This window comes from Streptomyces sp. NPDC088762 (assembly GCF_044750905.1).
GTDB lineage: Bacteria > Actinomycetota > Actinomycetes > Streptomycetales > Streptomycetaceae > Streptomyces.
The window spans coordinates 37,347-60,878 of sequence record NZ_JBIVKT010000012.1 but is presented as its reverse complement, the minus strand read 5'-3'; the positions used below and the strand labels follow the sequence as shown (position 1 = coordinate 60,878).

The window sequence follows — 23,532 nt, the reverse complement described above, 5'->3', positions numbered from 1 at the left end:
CCTCCGCGTCAGTTCTCGCCCTCGCGCTCCGCGAGGAACCGCTCGAATTCGCGGCCGATCTCGTCCGCCGACGGGATCTCCGTAGGCTCGGCGATCATGTTCCCCCGGGTCTCGGCGCCCGCGGCCGCGTCGTACTGGTGCTCCAGCCCCTGCACCAGGGCGACCAGCTCCTCGTCGCCCTCCCGGATCTGGCGGTCGATCTCCGTCTGCGTACGGTGCGCCTCGGTCCGCAGCGCGTGCGCCACGGCCGGCAGCACCAGCCCGGTCGCCGCCGTGATCGCCTCCAGCACCGTCAGCGCGGCGTCCGGATACGGGGAGCGGGCGACGTAGTGCGGTACGTGCGCGGCGACGCCCAGCACGTCGTGCCCGGCCTGGGCCAGGCGGAACTCCACCAGCGACTCCGCGCTGCCCGGGACCTGCGCCTCGTCGAAGGGGCTGCGGTGGCCCGGCATGAGGTCGGTGCGGTTGCCGTGGGGGGTGATGCCCACGGGACGGGTGTGCGGGACGCCCATCGGGATGCCGTGGAAGTTGACCGAGAGCCGGACGCCGAGTCGCTCGACGATCTGCCGGACGGCGACGGCGAAGCGCTCCCACTCCACGTCCGGCTCCGGGCCGGACAGCAGCAGGAAGGGCGCTCCGGTGGCGTCCTGGACGAGCCGGACCTCCAGCCGGGGCTCCTCGAACTCGGTCCAGTGGTCGCGCTGGAAGGTCAGCAGCGGGCGGCGCGCCCGGTAGTCCACCAGCCGGTCCGCGTCGAAACGGGCGACCACCTGGTGGGGCAGGGTGTCCAGGAGCCGCTCCACGATCTGCTCGCCGGCCTCGCCCGCGTCGATGTACCCCTCGAAGTGGTACAGCATGACCAGCCCGGCCGAGTCCTGGGCGACCGCCAGGTCGGCCACCGCCAGACCCTTGGCGTCCCATTCGTACAAACCCTGTGGATCAAGCACCGTCACCACTCCTCCTCGCCGCGTTCTCTGCGAAGAACGTCCAAGGCCCCGTCACCATTCCCCAGTTGGCCGCATTCACAGGAACGCAACGGATCACGCGAGGGGAAACGCGGTAAGGCCCGCCCCCCTGAGGGGACGGGCCTTACCGTTCAACTCGACCAGCTCGGCTCACACCGGAGTGTGAAGCGCGCTGCGATCAGCTCTGGCCGCCGGCCAGCTTCTCGCGGAGCGCGGCCAGGGCCTCGTCCGACGCCAGGGCGCCGGAGGTCTCGTCCGACTCCGAGGAGTACGAACCACCCGAGATGCCCGCACCGGCGTTGCCACCGGCGGCCGGGGCGGCAGCACCCTCGGCGGCAGCGGCCTCGTCGGCCTCGCGGCTCTTGATGACCTGCGCCTGGTGCTGCTCGAAGCGCTGCTGCGCCTCGGCGTACTGGGTCTCCCAGGCCTCGCGCTGCTTGTCGAAGCCCTCGAGCCAGTCGTTGGTCTCGGGGTCGAAGCCCTCGGGGTAGATGTAGTTGCCCTGGTCGTCGTAGGACGCGGCCATGCCGTACAGGGTCGGGTCGAACTCGACCGACGCCGGGTCGGCACCGAAGGACTCGTTGGCCTGCTTCAGGGACAGCGAGATCCGGCGACGCTCGAGGTCGATGTCGATGACCTTGACGAAGATCTCGTCGTTGACCTGGACGACCTGCTCCGGGATCTCCACGTGGCGCTCGGCCAGCTCGGAGATGTGGACCAGACCCTCGATGCCCTCGTCCACGCGGACGAACGCACCGAACGGAACCAGCTTGGTGACCTTACCCGGGACGACCTGGCCGATCTGGTGGGTCCGGGCGAACTGCTGCCACGGGTCCTCCTGCGTCGCCTTCAGCGACAGGGAGACGCGCTCGCGGTCCATGTCCACGTCGAGGACCTCGACGGTGACTTCCTGACCGACCTCGACGACCTCGGACGGGTGGTCGATGTGCTTCCAGGACAGCTCGGAGACGTGGACGAGACCGTCGACGCCACCCAGGTCCACGAAGGCACCGAAGTTGACGATCGAGGAAACGACGCCGGAGCGGACCTGACCCTTCTGCAGGGTGGTGAGGAACGTCTGGCGGACCTCGGACTGGGTCTGCTCCAGCCAGGCACGGCGGGACAGGACCACGTTGTTGCGGTTCTTGTCCAGCTCGATGATCTTCGCCTCGAGCTCCTTGCCCACGTAGGGCTGGAGGTCGCGGACGCGACGCATCTCGACGAGGGAGGCCGGCAGGAAGCCACGGAGGCCGATGTCGAGGATGAGACCACCCTTGACGACCTCGATGACGGTACCGGTGACGATGCCGTCTTCTTCCTTGATCTTCTCGATCGTGCCCCAGGCGCGCTCGTACTGGGCGCGCTTCTTGGACAGGATCAGACGGCCTTCCTTGTCCTCCTTCTGGAGAACCAGGGCCTCGATCTCGTCGCCGACCTTGACGACCTCGTTCGGGTCGACGTCGTGCTTGATCGAGAGCTCGCGGCTCGGGATCACGCCTTCGGTCTTGTAACCGATGTCGAGCAGGACCTCGTCCCGGTCGACCTTCACGATGACGCCGTCGACGATGTCGCCGTCGTTGAAGTACTTGATCGTCTCGTCGATCGCGGCGAGGAAGGCTTCCTCGTTACCGATGTCGTTGACCGCTACCTGCGGAGTGGTAGAGGTGGTCTCGGTGCTGCTCGTCATGTGGGAAAGGGCTCCGGTTACGGACAGAAAGTCGTAGGTACTGCTACGCCGGGAGCCCTTATCGGCATCTGCCGAAGCCGGACAGCCAAGGAGACCCCCTTTCCGCGAGGAGCGGAGGGGCCTCGAAAACCGAGGGGACATCAACAGATGCAAGCGCAGCCTGCTAGGTCTGAGGAGCACAGGCTCGCAGCGCAACTTGTAGCATACGGGGGCGGCCGGACAGGGTCAATGCGCGAAGGCGGACACCCCCGGCAGATCGCCGCACAACCGGCACAATTCGTGGGCGGGGACGCCGTGATGGCACGTCCCTGCTTCCGCTCGGCAGACATCCGCAGACTACGACGACGGGCCCCATGAACCAAGAGGACTACGCCCCCGAAGACGCGTACGAGGCGGATTCCGCCTCCGGGGACGACGCGGAGGCCACCCGGCGTGACGCCGGCGAGGCGGAGAGCAGCCGGGCCAGCCGCGGCTGGTGGGACCGCAACGCCGACGAGTACCAGAGCGAGCACGGCGCCTTCCTCGGCGACGACCGCTTCGTATGGGGCCCGGAGGGGCTGGACGAAGCGGAAGCGGCCCTGCTCGGCCCCGCCGCCTCCCTCAAGGGCAAGGACGTCCTGGAGATCGGCGCCGGCGCCGCGCAGTGCTCGCGCTGGCTGGCCGCGCAGGGCGCCCGCCCCGTGGCCCTCGACCTCTCCCACCGCCAGCTCCAGCACGCCCTGCGCATCGGCGCGGACGTCCCCCTCGTCGAGGCCGACGCCGGCCGGCTGCCCTTCCGCGACGCCTCCTTCGACCTGGCCTGCTCCGCCTACGGCGCCGTCCCCTTCGTCGCCGACCCGGTGAACGTGATGCGCGAGGTGCACCGCGTCCTGCGCCCCGGCGGCCGCTGGGTCTTCTCCGTGACCCACCCGATCCGCTGGGCCTTCCCCGACGAGCCCGGCCCCGAGGGGCTGTCCGTCGCCGCGTCCTACTTCGACCGGACCCCGTACGTCGAGCAGGACGAGGAGGGCCGTGCCGTGTACGTGGAGCACCACCGCACGATCGGGGACCGGGTCCGCGATGTGGTGGCGGGCGGCTTCCGCCTGGTCGACCTGGTCGAGCCGGAGTGGCCCGAATGGAACAGCCAGGAGTGGGGTGGCTGGTCCCCGCTGCGCGGCAACCTCATCCCGGGCACCGCGATCTTCGTGTGCGAGAGGGACTGAGCTGCGTTGACGCGCCCGACCTCCGGGATCCGCCAGGCCTCCCTCGACGCGCTTCCCGTACGGGAGGCCGTGCCCGCCCTCGTCTCGGCGCTGGACTCCCACGGCACCGCCGTGCTCTGTGCCCCGCCCGGCACCGGCAAGACCACGCTGGTGCCGCTGGTGCTGGCCGGGCTGGTGGGCGGCGGCCCGCGGCGGCGGGTCGTGGTCGCCGAGCCGCGGCGGATCGCCGCCCGGGCCGCGGCGCGGCGCATGGCCTGGCTGCTGGGTGAGGAGGTCGGCGGCTCGGTGGGCTTCACGGTGCGCGGGGAGCGGGTGGCCGGCGCCGGGACGGTGGTGGAGGTGGTCACCACCGGCGTGCTGCTCCAGCGGCTCCAGCGCGACCAGGAGCTGGCCGGCGTGGACGTGGTGATCCTGGACGAGTGCCACGAGCGGCACCTCGACGCCGACACGGTCGCCGCCTTCCTGCTGGACGTACGGGAGACCCTGCGCCCGGAGCTGCGGCTGGTGGCGGCTTCGGCGACGACCGACGCGGCCGGCTGGTCCCGGGTGCTGGGGGGCGCGCCGGTGGTGGAGGCGGCCGGGGTGTCGTACCCGGTGGAGACGGTGTGGGCCCCGCCGGCCCGGCCGGTGCGGCCGCCGCACGGGATGCGCGTGGATCCCGCGCAGCTGGCGCACGTGGCCTCGGTGGTGCGGCGGGCGCTGGCGGAACGTTCCGGCGATGTCCTGTGCTTCCTGCCCGGCGTCGGGGAGATCGCCCGGGTGGCCGGGCAGCTCGGCGGGGTGGACGCGGAGGTGCTCCAGGTCCACGGCCGGGCCCCGGCCGCGGTGCAGGACGCGGCGCTCACGCCCGCGGCACACCGCCGCGTCATCCTCGCCACCGCCGTGGCCGAGTCGAGCCTGACCGTGCCGGGGGTACGGGTGGTGGTGGACTCGGGGCTGGCCCGCGAGCCTCGCGTGGACCACGCGCGGGGGCTGGGCGCGCTGGCCACCGTACGGGCCTCCCGCGCGGCCGGGCGCCAGCGGGCGGGGCGGGCCGGGCGTGAGGCGCCGGGCACGGTCTACCGCTGCTGGCCGGAGGCCGAGGACGGCCGCCTGCCCGCGTTCCCCTCCCCCGAGATCCGCATCGCCGACCTGGCGCAGTTCGCCCTCCAGGCCGCCTGCTGGGGCGACCCGGACGCCTCGGGCCTGGCCCTGCTCGACCCGCCGCCGGCCGGGGCGATGGCCGCGGCGCGGGACGTGCTGCTCGCGGTGGGCGCGGTGGACGGCGCGGGCCGCCCGACCCCGCGGGGGCTGCGCATGGCCCGGCTGGGGCTGCACCCCCGGCTGGCCCGGGCCCTCCTGGACGGCTCCGCCGCCCTCGGCTCGCGGCGGGCGGCGGAGGTGGTGGCGCTGCTGAGCGAGGAGCCGCCGCGGGAGTACGGCGACGACCTGGCCGGCGCCTGGCGTCAGGCCCGGCGGGGCGGCGATGCCTACGCGTCCCGCTGGCGCGCGGAGTCCCGCCGGCTGGAGCGCGCGGCCGCCGCCCCTGCGCAGCCCTCCGCACCCGGGGGCCCCGCGTCCGACCTCACGTCCGCACCCGGAGCCTCCGCCCTGTGCCCGGCCCAGGACCCTGCGGGGCTCTCCCCCACCCCGCCCCTTCCCGAAACCGGGGCTTGCGACCCCGGCCGCCGCCCCCGGGGCTCCGCCCCGGAACCGACGGGGGCTCCGCCCCCGAACCCCCGCGCCTCAAACGCCGGCGAGGCTGGAATTGCCCTGCGAGCCATCCAACCCCAGCCACATCCAGCCCCGCCGGCGTTTGAGGCGCGGGTCCGGGCGGAGCCTGGCGGGGGTACGGGGGCGGAGTCCACGGCTTCGGGAAGGGGCGGGGTGGGGGAACTCTCCGACGACGCGGCCGCTGGGCTCGTCGCGGCCCTGGCGTTTCCGGAGCGCGTCGCCAGGGCCAAGGGCGAGGGGGCCTTCCTCATGGCCTCCGGGACGGGCGCCGAGCTCGGCGACGGATCAGCGCTGCGCCGCGCGCCCTGGCTGGCCGTGGCCGTCGCCGACCGCGCCCCCCACTCCGCTTCCGCCCGCGTCCGGCTGGCCGCCGTCATCGACGAGGACACCGCCCTGGCCGCTGCCGGACACCTCCGCACGGCCGCCGAGGAGGTCCGCTGGGAGGACGGGGACCTCGTCGCCCGCGCAGCGGACCGGCTCGGGGCGATCGAGCTGGCCGTGCGGCCGCTGCGCGACCCCGACCCGGCCCTGGTGCGGGCCGCGCTGCTCCAGGGACTCCGCGCCGAGGGCCTCGGCCTGCTGCGCTGGTCCCCCGACGCCCAGGCCCTGCGCGCCCGCCTCGGCTTCCTGCACCGGACGCTCGGCGGCGCCTGGCCCGACGTCGCCGACGACGGCGCCCTGCTGGACCGCGCCGACGACTGGCTGGAACCCGAGCTCTCCCGGGCCCGGCGCCGCGCGGACCTCGCGCGGATCGACGCCGGGCAGGCCCTGAACCGGCTGCTGCCCTGGGCCACCGGCGAGGCCTCCCGCCTGGACGAGCTGGCTCCGGAACGGCTGGAGGTGCCGAGCGGTTCCCGGATCCGGGTGGACTACTCCGCCGAGCACGGCCAGCCGGTGCTCGCCGTCAAGCTCCAGGAACTGTTCGGACTGGCCGAGACGCCGAAGGTGGCGGGCGTGCCCGTGCTGGTGCACCTGCTGTCGCCCGCCGGGCGGCCCGCCGCCGTCACCGCCGACCTCGCCTCCTTCTGGCAGGACGGCTACCGGGCCGTCCGCGCCGAGCTGCGCGGCCGCTACCCCAAGCACCCCTGGCCGGAGGACCCGGCCGGCGCCCCACCCACGCGCCACACCAACGCCCGGCTCAGGCGCTGAGCCCGTCCGGTTCCGCCTCCGGTCCGCGGCGGCCGCGCGCCTCCAGCCACAGCGCCAGCCCCAGGAGCGCCAGCCCGCCGGCCGCCAGGCCGATCGGCGCGTAGGTGTGCAGCGCGAGGACCTTCGTACGGTTCGACTTGACGAGGTCGACGGTGTAGTCGCTGTAGTCCTCGCGCATCTTTACGTGCCCGGCGAAGGCGGTGAGTTTGCCGTCGGGTCCGCCCGCCGCGATCCCGCCGCGCATCTCCTGCCGGATCTCCTGCTCGGCGTTGACCGGGGCGCCGGTCACCGGGTCGACCCAGAACATCGCCTTCGTCGTGTACCAGAGCGTGGTGCCGGTGGTCGCCTCGATCGTCGCCGGGTCGATGCCCTCGATCGGCATCTTCTTCGGCATGGGCACCTTGGTCCAGGGGACGGTCTGCTCGAAGTAGTAGACGTCCATGCCCTTGAACCTGCGCGGCCCCACGTAGTGGATCGGCGAGGAGGTACGGGTCTGCGCGTCGAAGTACAGGTAGTCGCGCGGCTCGGTGAAGAACGGCCACTTGAACTCGATGCCCTCGCGCTTGACGGCGTCCCCGTCGACCATCTCGCCCGTGGCGTGCACCGGGTCCTGGGTGTGTGCGTCGAAGATGTAGCGCTCGGGGATCTGGGAGACCATCTTCCCGTCCGGGTCGATGATGTGCGTCAGCGTGTCCCACACGACGACGTCCTTGCCCCCGCTCGCCTCGATCTCCTTCGACGCCTCCACGTTGCCCTTGAGGGTCTGGACGATCGTGACCTTGTCGACCTTCTTGGGCTGCATGCCGTTGAAGTAGTCGAGGAGGGTGGCGTCCTTCGCCTCCAGGACCACCTCCTGGTACTGGTTCGGCGGGATCTTGGCGAGGCGCGGGTACGCGTACCAGCGCAGCAGCGGCGCCAGGGCCGCGAAGAAGACGGCCAGTGCCAGCAGGACAAGACTCGCTCTGCGTCGCATTCCGGGCCCTCCTCTACTGTCCGGGCGCGGCGGGCGCGGTGGTGAGCAGGGGCTTGGGTGAGGTCGTGCCTTCGGGCGCCCCGAGCGCCGTGATGGCGAGGACGAGGAGCACCGCGAGGACGAGCCCGCTGGCGGCGGCGATGAATGCGCGCATGCCGGGCCTCCGGAATCTGATAGGGCGTCAGGGCGGAGGCACCGTAGCAATGCGGACGCGAGATGAGAACCGTTCGACTACGGGGTTTCCCCCGGGCCGGGCGCCTTCGACGGCGTGGGCGAGGGGGTCCGGGACGGGGCCGAGGACGGGGAGGCGGACGGCTCGGGTGCCGTGGTGGGAGTCGGGCTGGGTGTGGGCTTGGGGCTCGGGGTGGGGGTCGGCGTCGGCGTTGGGGTCGGGGTCGGGGTGCTCGGCTTCGGGGTCGGGGTGGGGGTCGGCGTCGGCGTGGGGCTCGGCGTCGGCGTGGGGCTCGGCTTGGGCGTCGGAGTGGGCGTGGGGGTGGGAGTCGGCGTCGGGCTGGGCGTGGGGCTCGGCTTCGGGGTCGGGGTGGGTGTCGGGGTCGGCGTCGGGGTCGGCGGTGTCACCGCCGGCGCGCCCGCCCCCGTACCGCCGGCGTCCGGGACCCCGTGCGCCCCCCGGAGGTAGTACGTGAACCAGGACCGCACCGTCCGCACGTACTCGGCGGAGTGGTTGTAGGAGAGGACGGCGCGGTCCAGGTCCGCCTCCTGCCGCAGGTTCCGGCTCCCCGCGCACAGGTACCGGCCGGCCGCGAGGGCCGCGTCGTACACGTTGTTGGGGTTGCGCCGGCCGTCGCCGTCCGCGTCCTGGCCCCACGCCGCCCACGTGGAGGGAATGAACTGCATCGGCCCGACCGCCCGGTCGTGCCGGGCGTCACCGTCGTACGCCCCGCCGTCGGTGTCCGGGATGTCGGCGAAGCCGTTGCCGTCGAGCACGGGCCCCAGGATGGGCCGCAGCGTGGTCCCGGCGGCGTCCACCCGGCCGCCGGACGCCTGCCCGGACTCGACCTTGCCGATCGCGGCGAGGAGTTGCCAGCGCAGCCCGCATCCCGGGTCGCTCTCCCCCACGGTCTTCTCGGCGCGCACGTACGCCGCGAGCACGGTCGCCGGGATCCCCTGCGCTCCCGTCCCCGCGGCCACCGGTTCCGCGACCGTCCCGGACCCGGCCACCGCGGCGGGGGCGTTCGGCGCGTCCTCGGTCGCCTGCGGTACGGCCGGCGGTGCCGGGCTCACCAGGGGCGGCAGTTCCGTGGAGTAGAAGGAGTCCCCGCCGCTCCCGGTCGCCGGCGGCGCACCGCCCTCTGCGGCCGAGGCGATCCGGTCGGTGCGACCGGCGGCCGGCCCCTGTGAGGCGGTCACCGCGGCGACCACCAGCGCGGAGACGAGGGCGGCCGCCCCGCCCCGGCGCAGCCTGCGTCCGAATATTCGAGCCGACATGAGCCGGACCCCTCCCCTTCGAGTGCGCGTGACGATACGTCAACTCCCTTCACAGGGCACGGATCGTGCTCCGGAATTCACCACATCCCCACGTGCTGTGCAGGTCGCGCATACTGGCGGGGTCCACCGGGCCCGTTCAGATTGGCGAGACGCACCATGCCGTTCACCCTCAGCCATGCGGCCGCCGTGCTTCCGGCCGTCCGCCGGAACGGGCGTGCCCGGGGGCCGCTGGTCGCCTCCGCCCTGGTGTTCGGCTCGTTCGCGCCGGACACCTTCTACTTCGCGGACGCCGTCGTCGGCGGCCTCATGGGGTACGGGGACTTCACGCACTCGCTGCCCGGGGTGTTCACGGTGGACGCCGTGCTCACCGCCGCCCTGGCGGCGTGCTGGCTGCTGCTGCGCGAACCGCTGATCGCGCTGCTGCCGGCCCGCCGGCGGGCCCGGGTCCACACGTTCGTACGCGGCGAGCACTGGCGGGCGCGCCGGCTGCCGTCGCTGGTCCTGTGGTTCTACCTGTCGGCGGTCCTCGGGTCCCTCACCCACGTCGTATGGGACAGCTTCACGCACATGGACCGGTGGGGGACGAGCGCCCTGCCCCGGCTCGGAGAGCCGCTCGCCTACGGACTGCCGCTGTACTCGTACCTCCAGTACGGCAGTTCGGCGCTCGCCGCGTGCGCGCTGCTGTGGTTCACGGTCAGCGCCCTGCGGCGGCTGCCCGACTCCCCGGCCCCCCGGTCCGTGCCGGTGCTCGGCCGCGGGGAGATCCGGGGCGGGTACGCCCTGATCGCGGTGTGCGTGGCCGCCGGGGTCACGCTGCGCGTGCTCCGCTTCTTCACGTTCTTCGACCGGATCCGTTCGCCGCTCGACATCATCCCGACCGTCTGTTTCGGCGCGGGCGGCGGGCTGGCCGTGGGCCTGCTGCTGTACGGGGCACTCGTCCGCCTGCGCCACCGCCACGACCGCAGCGGCGACGCGGACGGGGGCCGGAACCGTGCGGACGAGGACACGCGAACGCCCGTCCCCAGCACCTGAGCGGCGGCGGGAACGGGCGCGGCGTACGTCCCTGCGCGGATCAGTGCGCGGCGGACTCCCAGTCGGGGCCGACGCCCACGGACACGTCCAGCGGGGCGCGCAGCTCCACGGCGGCGCCCATCTCGCGGCGCACCAGCTCCTCCGCCTTCTCCCGCTCGCCCGGGGCGATCTCCAGCACGATTTCGTCGTGGACCTGGAGCAGCATCCGAGACTTCAGCCCGGCCTCGGTGATCGCCTTGTCCACGCGCAGCATCGCGACCTTGACGATGTCGGCGGCGGTGCCCTGGATCGGCGCGTTCAGCGCCATCCGCTCGGCGGACTCGCGGCGCTGGCGGTTGTCGCTGTTGAGGTCGGGCAGGTACCGGCGACGGCCGAAGACCGTCGCCGTGTACCCGGTGGCCCGCGCCTCGTCGACGACGCGGCGCAGGTAGTCCCGCACCCCGCCGAACCGCTCGAAGTACGTCTCCATCAGGCCGCGCGCCTCGGCGGGCTCGATGCTCAGCTGCTGGGCGAGACCGAACGCGGACAGCCCGTACGCGAGGCCGTACGACATGGCCTTGATCTTGCGGCGCATCTCGGCGTCCACCTGGTCGCGCTCCACGCCGAACACCTGGGAGGCGACCGTGGTGTGCAGGTCCTCGCCGGAGGCGAACGCCTCGATCAGGCCCTCGTCCTCGGAGAGGTGGGCCATGACGCGCAGCTCGATCTGGCTGTAGTCGGCCGTCATGAGGGACTCGAAACCCTCGCCGACGACGAAGCCGCGGCGGATCGCGCGGCCCTCGTCGGTGCGCACCGGCACGTTCTGCAGGTTGGGGTCGGTGGAGGACAGGCGCCCGGTCGCGGCCACGGTCTGGCTGAAGCTGGTGTGCACCCGGCCGTCCGCGCCGATGGTCTTGACCAGACCCTCGACGGTGACCCGCAGTTTGGCCTGCTCCCGGTGACGGAGCATGATCACCGGCAGTTCGTGGTCGGTCTGCGTGGCCAGCCAGGCCAGCGCGTCGGCGTCCGTGGTGTAGCCGGTCTTGGTCTTCTTCGTCTTCGGCAGGTCCAGCTCGCCGAAGAAGACCTCCTGGAGCTGCTTGGGCGAGCCGAGGTTGAACTCGTGGCCGACCGCCGCGTGCGCCTCCTTCACCGCCTGCTGCACCGCTCCGGCGAACTGCTGCTCCATGGCCTCCAGGTGGTCGCGGTCGGCGGCGATCCCGGCCCGCTCCATCCGGGCGAGCAGCTCGGAGGTCGGCAGCTCCATGTCGTGGAGCAGCTCCGCGGCGCCCACCTCCGCGAGCTTGTCGGTGAGGGCCTCGCCGAGGTCCAGGACCGCGCGGGCCTGCGCCATCAGCGCCTCCGCCTCGGCCGTCTCGTCGGCGCCGAAGGCGAGCTGGCCGTCGGCCGCGGCGGGCGCCAGCTCCCGGTGCAGGTACTCGTTGGACAGCACGTCCAGCGCGAAGGAACGGCGGCCCGGCTTGACCAGGTACGCGGCGAGCGCCGTGTCCATGGTGACGCCGGCCAGGCTCCAGCCGTGCTCGGGGAAGACCCGCATCAGACCCTTGGCGTTGTGCACGACCTTCGGCTTCGCCGGGTCGGCCGCCCAGGCCGCGAACGCACGCTCATCGGCCTCGTCCAGCTCGGACGGATCGAACCAGGCGGCGGCCCCGCCGGCCGCGGCCAGCGCGATCTCGCTGACATTGCCCTGGCCCAGCGCCCAGCTGTCCACGGTGGAGATGCCGAGGGGCGCGCCCCCGTGGGCCTCCAGCCACGGCGCGACCTCGCCCGCGCCCAGCACGGAGCCGTCCAGCTCCACGCCCGCCGCCGGGGCGGGGGGCGCCTCCTCCGCCGCGCCCGGGTCCACGGCCAGCAGCCGCTCGCGCAGCGAGGCGTTGCGGATCTCCAGCACGTCCAGCACCCCGGTCACGGCGGACCGGTCGTACGGGAGGCGGGTCAGGTCGGCGGGGGACTTGGGCAGCTCGACGTCCTTGACCATCTCGGTCAGCACCCGGTTGAGCTTGACGGCCTCCAGGTGGTCGCGCAGGTTCTGCCCGACCTTGCCCTTGACCTCCTCGGCCCGCTCGACCAGCTGCGCGAACGACCCGAACTGGGTGATCCACTTGGCGGCGGTCTTCTCGCCGACGCCCGGGATGCCGGGGAGGTTGTCGGACGGGTCGCCGCGCAGCGCCGCGAAGTCCGGATACTGCTGGGGGGTGAGCCCGTACTTCTCCTCGACCTTCTCCGGGGTGAAGCGGGTCAGCTCGGAGACGCCCTTGGTCGGGTACAGCACGGTGGTGTGCTCGGACACGAGCTGGAACGAGTCACGGTCGCCGGTGACGATCAGCACCTCAAAACCGAGCGCCTCCGCCTGCGTCGCCAGCGTCGCGATCACGTCGTCGGCCTCGAAGCCGTCGATCGCGAACCGCGGCACGTGCATCGCGTCGAGCAGCTCGCCGATCAGCTCCACCTGGCCCTTGAACTCATCGGGGGTCTTGGAGCGGTTCGCCTTGTACTCGGGGAACTCCGTCGAGCGCCACGTCTTGCGGGACACGTCGAACGCCACCGCGAAATGCGTGGGCGCCTCGTCGCGCAGCGTGTTCGCCAGCATCGACGCGAAGCCGTAGATGGCGTTGGTCGGCTGGCCGGTCGCGGTCGTGAAGTTCTCCGCGGGCAGCGCGAAGAACGCCCGGTACGCCAGGGAGTGCCCGTCCATGAGCATCAGGCGGGGGCGGTCCGCTGCGGTCGTCTGGTCGGTCTTCTTCGATGCTGAATCTGCCACGCCCCCGATCCTAGGCGCCCCCGCTGACAATTCCGGCAGTCGGCGACGACGGTGGAGCGTGCAAGGATCGGATGTGTACGCGAAGACTGCTCAAAGGGGAGCGACATGGCCGCCAAGCCGCCCGTAGGTGATCCGGTACAGGACGCCCCGCAGGTCGAGCCGCCCAAGCACGCCGCCGCCGGACTGCCCGCGATCGGGCACACCCTGAAGATCGCACAGCAGCAGATGGGCCTCGCCCGGACCGCCCGCACCCTGCTCAAGGTCAACCAGAAGGACGGCTTCGACTGCCCCGGCTGCGCCTGGCCCGAGGGTGACAAGCGGCACACCGCCGAATTCTGCGAGAACGGCGCCAAGGCCGTCGCGGAGGAGGCCACCCTGCGCCGGGTCACCCCGGAGTTCTTCGCCGCGCACCCCCTGTCCGACCTGGCCGCGCGCTCCGGCTACTGGCTCGGACAGCAGGGCCGGCTCACCGAGCCCATGCTTCTGGAAAGAGGCGCCCTGCCGGAGGGCGGCGACCGGTACGAGGCCGTGAGCTGGGAGCGGGCCTTCGCGATCATCGCGGAGGAGCTGCACGCCCTCGACTCCCCCGACGAGGCCCTCTTCTACACCTCGGGCCGCACCAGCAACGAGGCCGCGTTCCTCTTCCAGCTCTTCGCCCGCGAATTCGGCACGAACAACCTGCCCGACTGCTCCAACATGTGCCACGAGTCCTCGGGCTCCGCGCTGAACGAGACGATCGGCATCGGCAAGGGCAGCGTCTCCCTCGAAGACCTCCACCAGGCCGACCTGATCATCGTCGCCGGCCAGAACCCGGGGACGAACCACCCGCGCATGCTCTCCGCCCTCGAGCAGGCCAAAGCCTCCGGCGCGAAGATCATCTCGGTGAACCCGCTGCCCGAGGCCGGCATGGAACGGTTCAAGAACCCGCAGACCCCCCTCGGCATGCTCAAGGGCACCCCCCTCAACGACCTCTTCCTCCAGATCCGCATCGGCGGCGACCAGGCCCTCTTCCGCCTCCTGAACAAGCTGGTCATCGAGGCGGGCGGCGCCACCGACGAGGAGTTCATCCGCGACCACACCCACGGCTACGAGGAATTCGCCGCCGCCGCCAAGGAAGCGGACTGGGACGAGACCCTCACCGCCACCGGGCTCACCCGGCCCGAGATCGAACGCGCCCTGGCCATGATCCTGGCCTCCCGGCGCACCATCGTCTGCTGGGCCATGGGCCTGACCCAGCACAAGCACGCCGTCGCCACCATCCGCGAGGTCGTCAACCTCCTCCTGCTGCGCGGCAACATCGGCCGCCCCGGCGCCGGCGTCTGCCCCGTCCGCGGCCACTCCAACGTCCAGGGCGACCGCACCATGGGCATCTTCGAACGACCGGCCCCGGCCTTCCTCGACGCCCTCGACAAGGAATTCGGCATCACCTCGCCGCGCGAGCACGGCTTCGACGTGGTCCGCTCCATCCAGGCCCTGCGCGACGGCCGCGCCAAGGTGCTCTTCGCCATGGGCGGCAACTTCGTCGGCGCCACCCCCGACACCGAGGTCACCGAGGCCGCGATCCGCCGCGCCTCCCTGACCGTGCACGTCTCCACCAAACTCAACCGCTCCCACGCGGTCACCGGCCGGCGCGCCCTGATCCTGCCCACCCTCGGCCGCACCGACAAGGACGTCCAGGCGGGCGGCAAGCAGTTCGTGACCGTCGAGGACTCCATGGGCATGGTTCACTCCTCCCGCGGCAACCTCGCCCCCGCCTCCCCGCACCTGCTCTCCGAGCCCGCCATCGTGGCCCGCATGGCCCGCGCCGTCCTCGGCGAGGCCTCCAGGACCCCGTGGGAGGAGTTCGAGCGGGACTACGCCGCCATCCGCGACCGGATCTCCCGCGTCGTCCCCGGCTTCGAGGACTTCAACGCCCGCGTGGCCCGCCCCGGCGGGTTCCGCCTCCCGCACGCCCCGCGCGACGAGCGCCGCTTCCCCACCAAGACCGGCAAGGCCAACTTCACCGCCGCGCCCGTCGAATACCCGAGGGTCCCGGCGGGACGGCTGCTGCTGCAGACCCTGCGCAGCCACGACCAGTACAACACCACGATCTACGGCCTCGACGACCGCTACCGCGGGATCACCGGCGGCCGCCGCGTGGTCATGGTCAACCCGGAGGACGCCGCCGAGCTGGGGCTGGCCGACGGCTCCTACACGGACCTGGTGAGCGAGTGGAAGGACGGCGTGGAGCGGCGCGCGCCGGGCTTCCGCGTCGTGCACTACCCGACCGCCCGCGGCTGCGCCGCCGCCTACTACCCGGAGACCAATGTGCTGGTCCCGCTCGACTCGACCGCGGACACCAGCAACACCCCCGCGAGCAAGTCCGTCGTCATCCGCTTCGAACCGGCCTGATAGAACGACCCAGGACACAATGGTTAACGAGCGTTGACGAACGGAGCCGGCCCATGGGCGAGCAGCACGCAGTGAAGTTCCCGCAGGAGGTACTCGACGAGTACGCGGCGCTGGGCATCGACCTGCCCGCGCTGTTCTCGGCGGGCGCCCTCGGCCGGCGCATGGACATACAGATCCTGGAAGCCTCGGCCGAGCGGGTCGTGGCCACGATGCCGGTCGAGGGCAACACCCAGCCCTACGGGCTGCTGCACGGCGGGGCCTCCGCCGTGCTGGCCGAAACCCTCGGCTCGGTCGGCGCGATGATGCACGGCGGCATCACCAAGGTCGCCGTCGGCGTGGACCTGAACTGCACCCACCACCGGGGCGTGCGCTCCGGCCTGGTCACCGGCGTCGCCACTCCCGTCCACCGGGGCCGCTCCACCGCCACCTACGAGGTCGTCATCAGCGACGAGCAGGAGCGCCGCGTCTGCACCGCCCGCCTGACCTGCCTGCTGCGCGACGCCGCCCCGGCCGCCACCGGAGCCTGACCCGGCCGCGTCCCCCCGGCGCAGCGGCGGGAGCCCCCTAGGGGTCCGCCGGAGCCCCGGGGGGCGCCGCGGGTTGCGGCCGCCCGGGCCTGCGACCGGTCCGCACCTGGCCGCCGGGACCGGCACCCGCCCGGAATCCGCCAGTCCGCACCTTCCGCGTCCGCGGCTGTTGTGTCACCGATGGTGACCGCCTACCTTCCCCTCATGGGGACCCCCGCACGCCCGACGGTCCGGTACGCCGCCTCCACCCTCCTCGCGGCGCTCGCCCTGACCGGATGCTCACCTTCCGCCCCACCGGATACGGCCTCTTCCGAGAGCCCTGCCGCGAGCCCCTCCTCGCCCGCCCAGATCTGCACCAGCCTGGTGTCCTACTGGGCCAAGGAGACCCTCCTGGGCACCAAATGGTCCGGCCTGGACTGGGAGCAGAAGGGGCTTTCCAACGACCAGTACGCCATCCACGAGGACGCGGTCGCCGCCGGCCGCGCCGAGGAGCGAACTTCCGGTCGGGACAAGGCACTTGAGCTCATCGACCGGTTCGTGGCCCAGCGTTGCGCGGAGCAGAACGGGGCAACCTGGAGCTCGGAGAACTGGCGGCCCCCGAAGTGACCCGGGTCACCGGATTCCCGGGCGCGCTGTCCGGCTTCCGGGCACGTGACCCCGTAGGACCGAACCGCAGGTGGCAGGCCCTTTGGCCAGGAGAGCAAGATCCAACCAGAGGGACCGGAACCCCCTCTTCCATTACGCAGCGTAATGAAGGAGCCGGATCGAATCCCCCTTTTCCCTTGGGAAAGACCACCGGGCGAATTGTTTCGGCCACGCACTGCCACATTCGGCCGAATTTGATCAAAGACAGGTGCATGGAGGCCTCAAGCCCCTTAGGGGAACAGGCATTTCTCACGATGCGGACGCTCTCCGGCGTCCCTAAATGTCCGATCTGTCCGCACTCCCGCCGCACATTCTTGCCTTTGGCATAACAAGAGAGTCACATCATCCTTTCCCCGCTCCCCGTGCTCGCCACCTCGGGCCTAGAGTCACGGCCAGTCACCGCGCCGATGGGCGCGACTCAGCACGGCCGTGGACCTCCCAGTGCGGCCCGGCGACCTACCGGCCCCTCGACAGAGAGCGCCGCGCCAGGGAAAGGAAGAATCGTGCGACACCGTTCTTTGCTCGTCCTCACCACCGTGATCACCACGGGAGCACTGACCCTCACCGCTTGCGGATCGCGCGACGGAGAATCCAAGGACAACGGCGGCGGCAAGAAGACCGTCGTGGTCATCGGCGTGGACGCCCCCCTCACCGGCTCGCTCTCCGCGCTCGGCCAGGGCATCAAGAACTCCGTGGACCTCGCGGCCAAGACGGCCAACAAGAACAACGAAGTCCCCGGCATCGAGTTCAAGGTCGAGGCCCTCGACGACCAGGCCGTCCCCGCCTCCGGCCAGGCCAACGCCACCAAGCTCGTCGGCAACAAGGACGTCGTAGGCGTCGTCGGCCCGCTCAACTCCGGCGTCGCCCAGCAGATGCAGGGCGTCTTCGCCTCCGCCAAGCTGGCGCAGGTCTCGCCCGCCAACACCAACCCCTCGCTCAGCCAGGGCGACAACTGGGGCAAGGGCGAGTACAAGCGCCCCTTCGACACCTACTTCCGCACCGCCGCCACCGACGTGGTCCAGGGCAAGTTCGCCGCCCAGTACCTCTTCAAGGACGCCGGCAAGAAGAAGGTCTTCGTCGTCGACGACAAGCAGACCTACGGCGCCGGCCTCGCCGCGATCTTCTCCGACGAGTTCAAGAAGCTCGGCGGCGAGGTCGTCGGCACCGACCACGTCACCGTGAAGGAGACCGACTTCTCCTCCACCGCCGACAAGGTCAAGTCCTCCGGCGCCGACTCCGTCTACTTCGGCGGCCAGTACCCCGAGGGCGGCCTGCTCGCCGACCAGATCAAGAAGACCGGCGCCAACATCCCGCTCATGGGCGGCGACGGCATCCAGGACCCGGCGTTCATCAGCGCCTCCGGTGAGGCCAACGAGGGCGACCTCTCCACCTCCATCGGCTACCCCGTCGAGAAGCTCCCGACCGCCAAGCAGTTCATCGAGGACTACAAGGCCGCCGGCTACAAGGACCCGTACGCCGCCTACGGTGGCTACTCCTACGACGCCGGCTGGGCCGTCATCCAGGCCGTCAAGGCCGCCGTCGCCGCCAACGGAGGCAAGCTGCCCACCGACGCCCGCGCCAAGGTCGTCGAGGCACTCGGCAAGGTCTCCTTCGAAGGCGTCACCGGCAAGGTCGCCTTCGACCAGTACGGCGACACCACCAACAAGCAGCTCACGGTCTACAAGGTCGAGGGCGGCAAGTGGATCGACGTCAAGAGCGACACGTTCAACCAGTAATCCCGTAGTCCCGCAGTCACACCACCAGGCCGGTCCGTCCGACCGAACGGCCTGACCCGCACAAAAAGAACCAGCCGCGCGAGGGCGCAAACAGCGCCCTCGCGCGGAGTCTTATCCGACACGCTCATCGGAGGCCCTGCGGTGCACGAACTGCCGCAACAGCTGGCCAACGGCCTTGCCCTCGGTGCCCTTTACGGCCTCATCGCCATCGGGTACACCATGGTCTACGGCATCGTCCAGCTCATCAACTTCGCCCACGGCGAGATCTTCATGATCGGCGGCTTCGGCGCGCTCACCGCCTACACCGCCCTCCCGACCGGCACCTCCCTGCTGATCGCGATACCCATCATGATCGTCGGAGGCGCACTCGCCTCTGTTCTCGTCGCCACCGCAGCCGAACGCTTCGCCTACCGCCCCCTGCGCAGCGCCCCCCGGCTCGCCCCGCTCATCACCGCAATCGGCCTCTCGATCGCGCTCCAGCAACTCGTCTGGCAGTTCTACCCGGACGCCAAGAAGGCCGTCAGCTTCCCCGAATTCAAGGGCGCGGCCTTCAAGATCACCGAAAGCCTCTCGATCCAGCGCGCGGACGCCTTCGTCCTCGTCCTCGCCCCGCTCTGCATGCTCGCCCTCGGCGTCTTCGTCTCCAAGAGCCGCAGCGGCCGCGCCATGCAGGCCACCGCGCAGGACCCCGACACCGCCAAGCTGATGGGCATCAACACCGACCGCATCATCGTCATGGCCTTCGCCATCGGTGCCGCGTTCGCCGCCGTCGCCGCCGTCGCCTACGGCCTCGACAAGGGCCAGATCAACTTCGAGATGGGCTTCATCCTCGGCCTCAAGGCCTTCACCGCAGCCGTCCTCGGCGGCATCGGCAACATCTACGGCGCCATGGTCGGCGGCGTCGTCCTCGGCCTCGCCGAAGCCCTCTCGATCGCCTACATCGAAGAGATCCCCGGCATGCAGCAGCTCGGCGGTGGAGCCTGGTCCAACGTCTGGGCGTTCGTACTCCTCATCGTCGTCCTCCTCGTGCGGCCACAAGGCCTGCTCGGTGAGCGCGTCGCGGATCGGGCGTGAGAACCATGACCACCACCAACACCACCACCCCGCAGACCGCCCCCGCCAAGCAGGACACCGCCGCCCCCGCCGCGCTCCTCTACGCGATCATCGGCGGCAGCCTCCTCACCGTCGTCAGCGCCTTCCTCGCCTGGACGTGGACCGACGAATTCCCCGGCGACCTCACCTTCTACGGCAGCCCGGCCCCCATCCAGTACCTCAGCCTGGTGGCCGCACTCCTCACCACCGCCCACGCGCTCTCCGCGCTCGGCATCAAGGGCCTGCGCTGGCTCACCCCCACCGGCGCCCGCAAGCCCCTGTGGATCCTCTCCCTCGGTACCCTCGCCGGCACCTGGTTCACGGTCATCGCCATCGCCTGGGTCCTCGGCGGATTCGTCCACCTGGAGCCCGGCGCCTACGTCGCCCTCGTCGGCTCGCTCATCCCGGCCCTCGCCGCGTACAAGCTCCCCGACGACAGCCACAAGGCCGCCCCCGCCAAGAAGCTGCCCTCCTGGGCCGAGATCCTCATCATCACCGGCGTCTTCGCCCTCGGCCTCTACGTCATCACCTTCGGCATCGACACCGATGACAAGGAACCGCAGCTCTTCGTCACCTACCTGATCATCGTCGGCTTCGCGGCCTTCGCCCTGCTCAAGTCCGGCCTCCTGGACCGCTTCAGCAGCATCACCGCGAACAACCGCCAGGTCACCCTCATCGGAACCGCGGCCGCCGCGATCGCCTTCCCCTTCATCCAGCAGAGCGGCGACACCTACACGCTCATCGCGGTCAACATCCTCATCTTCGCGACCGTCGCCCTCGGCCTCAACGTCGTCGTCGGCCTCGCCGGCCTCCTCGACCTCGGCTACGTCGCCTTCCTCGGCGTCGGCGCCTACGCCGCCGCCCTGGTCTCCGGAAGCACCGCCTCCGCCTTCGGCGTCCACCTCCCCTTCTGGGCAGCGGTCATCGTCGGCGCCCTCGCCTCCCTCATCTTCGGCGTGGTCATCGGCGCACCCACCCTGCGCCTGCGCGGCGACTACCTCGCCATCGTCACCCTCGGCTTCGGAGAAATCTTCCGCATCGCCATGGGCAACCTCGACGGCGACTCCGGACCCGACATCACCAACGGCCCCAACGGCATCCCCAACATCCCCCACCTCGACCTCTTCGGGTGGAACTTCGGGGAGTCCCACACCGTCGGCGGAATCGTCCTCGGCGCCTACGCCAACTACTACTTCCTGATGCTGCTCGTCATGGCCCTGGTCGTCCTGGTCTTCGCCCGAGCCGGCAACAGCCGCATCGGCCGCGCCTGGGTCGCCATCCGCGAGGACGAGACCGCCGCCGAAGCCATGGGCATCAACGGCTTCAAGGTCAAGCTCATCGCCTTCGCCCTCGGCGCCACCCTCGCCGGCCTCGCCGGCACCGTCCAGGCCCACGTCAACAGCACGGTCGTCCCCGAGAACTACGTCTTCGCCGGCCCCGTCCCGCCGAACTCCGCGTTCCTCCTCGCCGCCGTCATCCTCGGCGGCATGGGCACCATCCGCGGCCCCATCCTCGGCGCCGCACTCCTCTTCCTGATCCCGGCGAAGCTGGCCTTCCTCCAGGACTACCAGCTCCTCGCCTTCGGCATCGCCCTCATCCTGCTCATGCGCTTCCGCCCCGAAGGCCTCATCGCCAACAAGCGGGCGCAGCTCGAGTACCACGACGACACCGCTGACCAGGCCCCCACGGACCCGGCCCACGTAGTAAAGGCGGGGGCGTGAACACCATGACCACCACAGACACCACCACCGCCACGACGACCACCGTGCTCGAAGCCAGCGGCGTCACCATGCGCTTCGGCGGACTCACCGCCGTCAAGGGCGTCGACCTCAAGGTCAACGCGGGCGAGATCGTCGGCCTCATCGGCCCCAACGGCGCCGGCAAGACCACCTTCTTCAACTGCCTCACCGGGCTGTACGTCCCCACCGAGGGAACCGTCAGCTACAAGGGCACCGTCCTGCCGCCCACACCCCACAAGGTCACCGCAGCAGGCGTCGCCCGCACCTTCCAGAACATCCGGCTCTTCCACAACATGACCGTGCTGGAAAACGTCCTCGTCGGACGCCACACCCGCACCAAGGAAGGCCTCTGGTCCGCCATCCTGCGCGGCCCCGGCTTCAAGAAGGCCGAAGCCGCCAGCGAAGCGCGCGCCATGGAACTCCTCGAGTTCATCGGCCTCCAGCACAAGGCCGGCCACCTCGCGAAGAACCTCCCCTACGGCGAACAGCGCAAGCTCGAAATCGCCCGCGCACTCGCCAGCGACCCCGGACTCATCCTCCTGGACGAGCCCACCGCCGGCATGAACCCGCAGGAAACCCGCGCCGCCGAAGAACTCATCTTCGCCATCCGCGACATGGGCATCGCCGTCCTCGTCATCGAGCACGACATGCGCTTCATCTTCAACCTCTGCGACCGCGTCGCCTGCCTCGTCCAGGGCGAAAAGCTCATCGAAGGCACCGCCTCCGAAGTCCAGGGCGACGAACGCGTCATCGCCGCCTACCTCGGCACCCCCTTCGAGGGCGCCCCGGGCGACGAGGAAGTAGCCGAGGTCGAAGCCGCCGAAGCCCACGCGGAGGCCGAAGCCGAGGCCGAAGCCGAAGCGGAAGCCGAGGAGACGGCAGCCGAAACCGAAGCCGAAACCGCCTCGGACAGCACCACCAGCACCACGGAAGGAGAGGCCAAGTGACCGCACTGCTCAAGGTCGAAGACCTCAAGGTCGCCTACGGCAAGATCGAAGCCGTCAAGGGCATCTCCTTCGAAGTCAACGAAGGCGAAATCGTCTGCCTCGTCGGCACGAACGGCGCCGGCAAGACGACCACCCTCCGCACCCTCTCCGGGCTCCTCAAGCCCACCGCGGGCAGCATCACCTTCGACGGCCAACCCCTCGTCGGCGTCCCCGCCCACAAGATCGTCTCCCTGAAGCTGGCCCACTCCCCCGAGGGACGCCACATCTTCCCCCGGCTGACGATCGCCGAAAACCTCCAGCTCGGCGCCTTCCTGCGCACCGACAAAGAGGGCATCGAGAAGGACATCCAGCGCGCCTACGACCTCTTCCCCATCCTGGGAGAGCGCCGCAAGCAGGCCGCCGGCACCCTCTCCGGCGGTGAACAGCAGATGCTCGCCATGGGCCGCGCACTCATGTGCCAGCCCAAGCTGCTCATGCTGGACGAGCCCTCCATGGGCCTCTCCCCGCTCATGATGCAAAAGATCATGGCGACCATCGCCGAGCTGAAGTCCACCGGCATGACGATCCTGCTCGTCGAGCAGAACGCCCAGGCCGCGCTCTCGCTCGCCGACCAGGCCCACGTCATGGAGATCGGCAAGATCGTGCTCTCCGGCACCGGCCAGGACCTCCTCCACAACGAGGACGTCCGCAAGGCCTACCTCGGCGAGGACTGACCCCGCCCGCCAGAACGCGTGAGGCCCGTCTCCCCTCGGGGGGAGACGGGCCTCACGCACGTCCGTACGCCTACTTGGCGGCGTCCTGCTGCTGCTTCTTCTCCTCGGCGTCCTCGATGACCGCCTCGGCCACCTGCTGCATGGACATCCGACGGTCCATGGAGGTCTTCTGGATCCACCGGAACGCGGCCGGCTCACTGAGCCCGTACTGGGTCTGCAGGATGCTCTTGGCCCGGTCCACCAGCTTGCGGGTCTCCAGCCGCATCGAGAGGTCGGCAACCTCCTTCTCCAGCGCCTTCAGCTCCGCGAAACGCGAAACCGCCATCTCGATGGCGGGCACGACGTCGCTCTTGCTGAACGGCTTCACGAGGTACGCCATGGCCCCGGCGTCACGGGCCCGCTCGACCAGATCGCGCTGCGAGAACGCGGTGAGCATCAGCACGGGCGCGATGGACTCCTCCGCGATCTTCTCGGCCGCGGAGATCCCGTCCAGGACGGGCATCTTCACATCAAGGATGACGAGGTCGGGCCGGTGCTCACGGGCCAGCTCGACGGCCGTCTGCCCGTCCCCGGCTTCGCCGACGACGGCGTACCCCTCCTCCTCGAGCATCTCTTTCAGGTCGAGACGGATGAGCGCCTCGTCCTCGGCGATGACGACCCGGGTCGTCAGCGGCGGAACGTGCGACTGGTCGGCGTCGGGCGTGGGCGTCGACTCGTGCTCGGCGGTCACGGAGAGCTCCTTGTTGCAAGGTGATTCAGCTCCCCCGAGCCTACCTAGCTCCTGTATGTTTGTGACACGGAGGGTCTTCGG

General features: G+C 71.0%; 18 protein-coding genes. 11 read left to right on the top strand and 7 right to left on the bottom strand.

Features of this window, described 5'->3' with window-relative positions; translation table 11 throughout:
* Positions 1-8: 8 nt before the first annotated feature.
* Together ACIP5M_RS24925 and rpsA are read right to left on the bottom strand one after the other, a co-directional pair.
* Positions 9-947, bottom strand: a complete 939-nt coding sequence (locus ACIP5M_RS24925) for a PAC2 family protein (RefSeq protein WP_401201156.1) — start codon at positions 945-947, stop codon at positions 9-11.
* A 196-nt stretch (positions 948-1,143) separates the two neighbouring features.
* On the bottom strand, positions 1,144-2,652 hold the full coding sequence (gene rpsA, locus ACIP5M_RS24920; RefSeq protein WP_030010959.1) for a 30S ribosomal protein S1: 1,509 nt from the start codon (positions 2,650-2,652) through the stop codon (positions 1,144-1,146).
* Between the two features lie 353 nt (positions 2,653-3,005).
* On the opposite strand from rpsA, the gene ACIP5M_RS24915 reads away from it, so the two are divergent.
* Together ACIP5M_RS24915 and ACIP5M_RS24910 are read left to right on the top strand one after the other, a co-directional pair.
* Positions 3,006-3,854, top strand: a complete 849-nt coding sequence (locus tag ACIP5M_RS24915) for a class I SAM-dependent methyltransferase (protein WP_401200771.1) — start codon at positions 3,006-3,008, stop codon at positions 3,852-3,854.
* A 6-nt stretch (positions 3,855-3,860) separates the two neighbouring features.
* Positions 3,861-6,716, top strand: coding sequence for an ATP-dependent RNA helicase (locus ACIP5M_RS24910; RefSeq protein ID WP_401200769.1), 2,856 nt, complete (start codon positions 3,861-3,863; stop codon positions 6,714-6,716).
* Here ACIP5M_RS24910 and ACIP5M_RS24905 read toward each other — a convergent pair.
* The 3 genes from ACIP5M_RS24905 to ACIP5M_RS24895 all read right to left on the bottom strand — a co-directional run bounded on the left by ACIP5M_RS24905 (position 6,706) and on the right by ACIP5M_RS24895 (position 9,138).
* A complete protein-coding gene (locus ACIP5M_RS24905; RefSeq protein WP_401200767.1) occupies positions 6,706-7,689 on the bottom strand; it encodes a DUF3068 domain-containing protein in 984 nt (327 codons plus the stop codon). The genes ACIP5M_RS24910 and ACIP5M_RS24905 overlap by 11 nt on opposite strands.
* A gap of 13 nt (positions 7,690-7,702) precedes the next feature.
* Positions 7,703-7,843 carry an SPW_0924 family protein gene (locus ACIP5M_RS24900; RefSeq protein WP_401200764.1) on the bottom strand — a complete coding sequence of 47 codons (141 nt, stop codon included), beginning with the start codon at positions 7,841-7,843 and terminating at the stop codon, positions 7,703-7,705.
* Positions 7,844-7,920: 77 nt separating this feature from the next.
* Positions 7,921-9,138, bottom strand: a complete 1,218-nt coding sequence (locus tag ACIP5M_RS24895) for a lytic murein transglycosylase (RefSeq protein WP_401200761.1) — start codon at positions 9,136-9,138, stop codon at positions 7,921-7,923.
* Positions 9,139-9,294: 156 nt separating this feature from the next.
* Between ACIP5M_RS24895 and ACIP5M_RS24890 the strand changes: the two genes are divergently transcribed.
* Complete coding sequence (locus ACIP5M_RS24890; RefSeq protein WP_401200759.1) at positions 9,295-10,170, top strand: DUF4184 family protein; 876 nt, start codon at positions 9,295-9,297, stop codon at positions 10,168-10,170.
* 40 nt (positions 10,171-10,210) lie between these two features.
* Here the strand turns inward: ACIP5M_RS24890 and polA are convergent, their stop codons facing one another.
* Complete coding sequence (gene polA, locus ACIP5M_RS24885) at positions 10,211-12,931, bottom strand: DNA polymerase I (protein WP_401200756.1); 2,721 nt, start codon at positions 12,929-12,931, stop codon at positions 10,211-10,213.
* A gap of 105 nt (positions 12,932-13,036) precedes the next feature.
* On the opposite strand from polA, the gene ACIP5M_RS24880 reads away from it, so the two are divergent.
* The 8 genes from ACIP5M_RS24880 (at position 13,037) to ACIP5M_RS24845 (ending at position 22,721) form a co-directional block, all read left to right on the top strand.
* Positions 13,037-15,322, top strand: a complete 2,286-nt coding sequence (locus ACIP5M_RS24880) for an FdhF/YdeP family oxidoreductase (RefSeq protein WP_401200753.1) — start codon at positions 13,037-13,039, stop codon at positions 15,320-15,322.
* Positions 15,323-15,375: 53 nt separating this feature from the next.
* The gene (locus ACIP5M_RS24875; protein WP_401200750.1) at positions 15,376-15,849 is read left to right on the top strand and encodes a PaaI family thioesterase; all 474 of its coding nucleotides are present in this window, start codon (positions 15,376-15,378) and stop codon (positions 15,847-15,849) included.
* A 204-nt stretch (positions 15,850-16,053) separates the two neighbouring features.
* Entirely contained in the window at positions 16,054-16,455 is a 402-nt protein-coding gene (locus ACIP5M_RS24870; protein WP_401200747.1) for a hypothetical protein, read from the top strand.
* 542 nt (positions 16,456-16,997) lie between these two features.
* The gene (locus tag ACIP5M_RS24865; protein ID WP_401200745.1) at positions 16,998-18,230 is read left to right on the top strand and encodes a branched-chain amino acid ABC transporter substrate-binding protein; all 1,233 of its coding nucleotides are present in this window, start codon (positions 16,998-17,000) and stop codon (positions 18,228-18,230) included.
* Between the two features lie 141 nt (positions 18,231-18,371).
* Positions 18,372-19,304: a branched-chain amino acid ABC transporter permease gene (locus ACIP5M_RS24860; RefSeq protein WP_401200742.1), complete on the top strand. Its 933-nt coding sequence runs from the start codon at positions 18,372-18,374 to the stop codon at positions 19,302-19,304.
* A gap of 5 nt (positions 19,305-19,309) precedes the next feature.
* The gene (locus ACIP5M_RS24855) at positions 19,310-21,043 is read left to right on the top strand and encodes a branched-chain amino acid ABC transporter permease (protein ID WP_401200739.1); all 1,734 of its coding nucleotides are present in this window, start codon (positions 19,310-19,312) and stop codon (positions 21,041-21,043) included.
* Positions 21,044-21,048: 5 nt separating this feature from the next.
* A complete protein-coding gene (locus ACIP5M_RS24850) occupies positions 21,049-22,008 on the top strand; it encodes an ABC transporter ATP-binding protein (RefSeq protein WP_401200737.1) in 960 nt (319 codons plus the stop codon).
* Positions 22,005-22,721 carry an ABC transporter ATP-binding protein gene (locus ACIP5M_RS24845; RefSeq protein ID WP_401200734.1) on the top strand — a complete coding sequence of 239 codons (717 nt, stop codon included), beginning with the start codon at positions 22,005-22,007 and terminating at the stop codon, positions 22,719-22,721. Before ACIP5M_RS24850 ends, ACIP5M_RS24845 begins: the two co-directional genes overlap by 4 nt.
* Positions 22,722-22,791: 70 nt before the next feature.
* On the opposite strand, the gene ACIP5M_RS24840 is transcribed toward ACIP5M_RS24845, so the two are convergent.
* A complete protein-coding gene (locus ACIP5M_RS24840) occupies positions 22,792-23,451 on the bottom strand; it encodes an ANTAR domain-containing response regulator (protein ID WP_401200731.1) in 660 nt (219 codons plus the stop codon).
* Positions 23,452-23,532 lie beyond the last annotated feature (81 nt).